Source organism: Mesorhizobium sp. M7A.F.Ca.CA.004.12.1.1 (assembly GCF_003997835.1).
Classification (GTDB): Bacteria; Pseudomonadota; Alphaproteobacteria; order Rhizobiales; family Rhizobiaceae; genus Mesorhizobium.
In genome coordinates, this window is sequence record NZ_RZRK01000478.1 from 1 (window position 1) to 4,860 (window position 4,860).

At 64.9% G+C, this 4,860-nt stretch carries 4 protein-coding genes and 1 pseudogene; 3 read left to right on the forward strand and 2 right to left on the reverse strand.

Going from position 1 to position 4,860, the window contains the following annotated elements; genetic code table 11:
• The coding region (locus tag EN984_RS22920) for an MFS transporter (protein ID WP_206517464.1) at window positions 1-162 on the forward strand (162 nt) is incomplete at its 5' end.
• Window positions 163-203: 41 nt separating this feature from the next.
• On the opposite strand, the gene EN984_RS22925 is transcribed toward EN984_RS22920, so the two are convergent.
• Complete coding sequence (locus tag EN984_RS22925) at window positions 204-1,985, reverse strand: chloride channel protein (RefSeq protein WP_127271699.1); 1,782 nt, start codon at window positions 1,983-1,985, stop codon at window positions 204-206.
• Between the two features lie 134 nt (window positions 1,986-2,119).
• Window positions 2,120-2,419 carry a putative quinol monooxygenase gene (locus EN984_RS22930; protein ID WP_127269780.1) on the reverse strand — a complete coding sequence of 100 codons (300 nt, stop codon included), beginning with the start codon at window positions 2,417-2,419 and terminating at the stop codon, window positions 2,120-2,122.
• Window positions 2,420-2,565: 146 nt separating this feature from the next.
• Here EN984_RS22930 and flhA point away from each other — a divergent pair, with 146 nt between their 5' ends.
• A complete protein-coding gene (flhA, locus tag EN984_RS22935; protein ID WP_127269778.1) occupies window positions 2,566-4,653 on the forward strand; it encodes a flagellar biosynthesis protein FlhA in 2,088 nt (695 codons plus the stop codon).
• Window positions 4,650-4,811: pseudogene (locus tag EN984_RS22940) on the forward strand (flagellar biosynthetic protein FliR); the annotation flags it as partial. The gene flhA and the pseudogene EN984_RS22940, both read left to right, overlap by 4 nt.
• Between the last annotated feature and the right edge of the window lie 49 nt (window positions 4,812-4,860).

The window sequence follows — 4,860 nt, forward strand, 5'->3', positions numbered from 1 at the left end:
ATCAGGCACAATGGACGCATCACCCATGCCGACGCCGTCATCGGCGAACGCGTGCGGGCCCTGCACAGCGGCGACGAACCGCCCCGCGTGCGGCGCATGATCGAACGCCCGACGACCGCGGGCACAGCGCTTGTGATGGCCAAGGGACCGATCGAGCATTAGGGCTCCGCAACCACTGTCGCAGGCCCCCGCTTGGCCGTCCGTCACCCCTCGCCCGATAGGTCCCGGCGCGCCTTGTCGAGTTCCTCGGCATAGCGCCGCATCAGATGGCCTTCGGTCAAAAGCCCCAAGACGATGTGGTCGGTGAAATCCTCGACGACTGCGAGTTCTTCGGCGCCGGCGCGCTGGAATGTTTCCGCGGCGGCCTGCACGTTCATGCTCGGCACCAGCACCGCGTCCTTGTATTTGGCAAGATCGCGCACCGGCACCTCGCCATCGGAAGGATCGCTGTGCAGTTCGGCCACGATCAGCACGCCGACATAGTGGTCGCCCGCGTCGACGGCGATGACCCGCTGGGCAGAGCCGAGCGGCACTTGCTTGCGGAAGGCTGCCAGCGTCGTCGAGGCATAGATGGTCTTGATGTCCTTGCGCATCATCGAGCCGACTGTGAGGCTGCGCATCCAGCCGACATCGTGCGCGCTGCGGATGGTCTCGCCGCGCAAATGGAAGCGCCATGTCGAGAACGAGTAGCCGAAGGTCTCGCGCACCAGGATCGCCGACATGATCGAGGCGGCCAGCACAACGCCGGTCAGCGTCAGGTCGCGGGTCGATTCCAGCGCCAGGAAGGTCATCGTCAGCGGACCGCCGACGACACCGACTGCGAGCGACGTCATGCCGACGACGGCGGCGACGGCAGGGTCGATGCCGGTTGCCGGCGAGACGACAATCATCACATCCGCGAACGCCTTGCCGAGCAGCGCGCCGAGGAACAGCGAGGCGAAGAACAATCCGCCGCGAAAACCCGACCCCAGCGAGACCGCCGACGCCGCCAGCTTGAGCACGAAGACGCTGGCCACCACGGCCAGCCCGTAATTCATCGAGAATTCGCGATGCAGCGCGCCATGGCCGCTGGACAGGACCTGCGGCGTGATCAGCCCCAACAAGCCAACGATGACTCCGCCGATGACGGGGCGCAGCGCCGCATCGATCGACAGCCTGGCGAAACCGCGCTCGATCAGTGTCACCAGATGCATGATGGCGATCGAGGCGGCACCGCCGAGCAGGCCGAGCAGCAGGAACGGCACATACTGGCTGGCGGTGAGCGCCGGCAGACCCGAAAGCTCGAGCGGAAACGGCACGCCGCCGAACATCTCTGCCGTCAGCGAGGCGCAGATCGCGGCTGTCAAGACTGGCGCGACATTGGCAACCGAGTAGATGCCGATGACCAGTTCGAAGCCGTAGAAGGCGCCGGTCAGCGGTGCATCGAAGGCGGCGGCGATGGCGCCGGCCGCACCACAGCCGACCAGGATGCGGACATCGTTGCGGCGCAGCCTGAAGATGCCCGCCAGCCGCGATGCCAGCCCGGAGCCAACCTGCGTATAGCCGGCTTCCAGCCCGACCGAGGCGCCAAAACCGCTGGAGATCATCGTCTGGCCGGCGATGATGAAGGTGTCGGTCAGCGACATGCGCCCGCCATAGAGCGCATTGGCTTCGATCGGGTCGATCGGCGTGCGGAATTTCCGTATCCTGAGCCAGACCACCGTCAGCCCCAGCAGCATGCCGCCGATCGCCGGTATCAGCGCCTGCATCGGATTGGCGAGCGAGAACATGCCGGAAAGCCGGCCGCCTGGCTGAACGCCGAACAGCAGCCCGTGCAGGTCCTGCACGATCTGGCTCATCGCCGTGACCAATATGCCCGCCATCACGCCTACGACACCGGCGAGAACGACCACCACGATGCCGCGTGCCTCGAGCAGAGGCAACGACCTGATCAGCACCGCGCGCAGCCGGCGGGCGTAGACTTCGCTGTGGTTTCTGGAAAGCACCGGGGCGGCTCGCCGATATCGAAAGGCAGTGGAAAGCCAGCCTGATACGCCCGGCGGCACGGCATGGCAACCACTATGCCGGCAGACACCATATTGGCGACAGCTGGCGCGATATCGATCGGCTGACGGACCGTTCAGGTCGGCATGGGCTCGCCGGCTTCATAGAGCACGAGGTTGCGCTCGCCTATGCCTAGCGCCGGCCAGCTCGCACGCCAGTCCGCAATGTGCGGCGAGGCGAAATGCGCGTCGAGCGCTGCCCTGTCACTCCAGACTTCCGTGACCCGGATGAGCCCGGCATCGAAAACATCCTGCGCATAGGAATATTCGAGACAGCCGGGCTCGGCGCGGCTGCCGGAAACCATGCGTTCCATAGCGGGCTTAGCTTCCTCCAATTTGTTTGGCGGCAGGCGGATGGTGCCGATGATCAGAAGCATGGGTTTCCCTTCCTAGCGAGGCCGGCCGACACGGCGACCTGCGCATGGTCGTTCGAACTAGCCAGTCTCCCACCCTCGCGCAAGCTTGGCGGGCTACCTTTACAGGGCTGTCGCGCGCTCGGCAGTCTATGGGGTTTGAGGACGATATGGCGATCAGCGAAAGCATTCAGCCCGGCGCGGTGGCCAAGAACGGCCGCGACGTCTTCTTCGCCATCGGCATCGTCATCATCCTGGCCGTGCTGTTTCTGCCGATTCCGGCCTTTCTCATCGACGTCGGCCTCGCCTTCTCGATCGCGCTTTCGGTGCTGATCCTGATGGTGGCGCTGTGGATCCAGCGGCCGCTCGATTTCTCGTCCTTCCCGACCGTGCTGCTCATCGCCACCATGCTCAGGCTGTCGCTCAACATCGCCACCACGCGCATGATCCTGTCGCACGGCAATGAGGGCACGCATGCCGCCGGCTATGTCATCGCCGGCTTCTCCAAGCTGGTGATGGCCAGCGACTTCGTCATCGGCCTGATTGTCTTCATGATCCTGATCGTGGTGAACTTCATCGTCATCACCAAGGGCGCCACCCGTATCGCCGAAGTCGGCGCGCGCTTCACCCTCGACGCCATCCCAGGCAAGCAGATGTCGATCGACGCCGACCTGTCGGCCGGTATGATCGACGACAAGACCGCGCAGCTGCGCCGCCGCGAGCTGGAAGAAGAATCTTCTTTCTTCGGCTCGATGGACGGCGCCTCGAAGTTCGTGCGCGGCGACGCCATCGCCGGCCTCATCATCACCGCCATCAACATCGTCGGCGGCATCGCCATCGGCTACATCAGGCACGGTATGGGCATGGGCGAAGCCGCCGACGTGTTCATCAAGCTGTCGGTCGGCGACGGCCTCGTCACCCAGATCCCGGCACTGATCGTGTCGCTCGCCGCCGGCCTGCTCGTCTCCAAGGGCGGCACCCGCGGCTCGACCAACCAGGCGGTGTTCGGCCAGCTCGGTGCCCACCCGCGCGCCCTCTATGTCGCGGCATCGCTGCTGGTGCTGCTCGGCCTGATGCCCGGCCTGCCGCTGTTCCCGTTCTTTGCGCTCGCCGCCGGCATGGCCGGTCTCGGCTACGTCATCCCGATGCGCGCCAACCGCGCCGTCGCCGAAGCCGAGGCGATCAAGGATCAGGAAAAGGCGACCAAGGTCGAAGAGGAGAAGAACTCGGTCAAGGCTTCGCTCGCCACCGCCGAGATCGAGCTTTTGATCGGCAAGCAGCTGTCGACAAGGCTGCTGACGTCGCATCAGGAACTGGTTTTCCGCATGGGCAAGATGCGCAAGAAATTCGCCACCCAGTACGGCTTCGTCGTGCCGGAAGTGCGCGTCGCCGACGATTTCGCCATCCCGCCGAAGAGCTACCAGATCAAGGTGCACGGCACCGTGGTGGCCGAGTACCAGATGCGCGTCGGCGAGATCATGGTGCTGCTCGGCAACCGCGACATACCCGAGATACCGGGCGAGGAAATCCGCGAGCCGGCCTTCGGCATGCGCGCCTATTCCGTGGTCGAAGCCTTCGCCGAGGATTTGAAGCGCGAGAACTACACCTTCGCCGACAACATGTCGGTGCTGCTCACCCATCTCTCCGAGGTCATCCGCAACAACCTGCCGCAGCTTCTGTCCTACAAGGACATGAAGGCGCTGCTCGAACGCCAGGACCAGGAATACCGCAAGCTCGCCGACGAGATCTGCACCACGCACATCTCCTATCCCGGCCTGCAGGCGGTGTTGAAGCTGCTGCTCGCCGAGCGCGTCTCGATCCGCAATCTGCACCTGATCATCGAGGCGATCGCCGAGATCGCGCCGCATGTGCGCCGCACCGAGCAGATCGTCGAGCATGTCCGCATCCGCATGGCCCAGCAGATATGCGGCGACCTGTCCGAGGGCGGCGTGCTGAAAGTGCTGCGCCTCGGCAACCGCTGGGATCTCGCCTTCCACCAGAGCCTCAAGCGCGACGCCAAGGGCGAGGTGCGCGAATTCGACATCGACCCGCGTCAGCTCGAGGAGTTCGGCCAGGACGCCACCAAGGCGATCAAGAAATATCTGGAAGCCGGCGAGCGTTTCGTCCTCGTCACCGCGCCCGACGCCCGCCCCTATGTGCGCATGATCATCGAGCGCCTGTTCACCACGCTGCCGGTGCTCAGCCATGTCGAAATCGCCAAGGGCGTCGAGATCAAGGTGCTCGGAACCATATCGTGAGCGTGCTGTCGCAAGGCGTCGTCATCGCGGCGTTCCTCGCCTTCTGCCGCATCGGCGCCTGTTTCATGCTGATGCCGGGCCTCTCCAGCGCCCGCGTCCCGGTCCAGGTCAGGTTGTTCGTGGCGGTCGCCGCCACCGGCGGCCTGCTCGCCTTTCTGTGAGACAAGATCTTTCCTTTCGTCGACCCGCGCCCGCAGATCCTTGTGC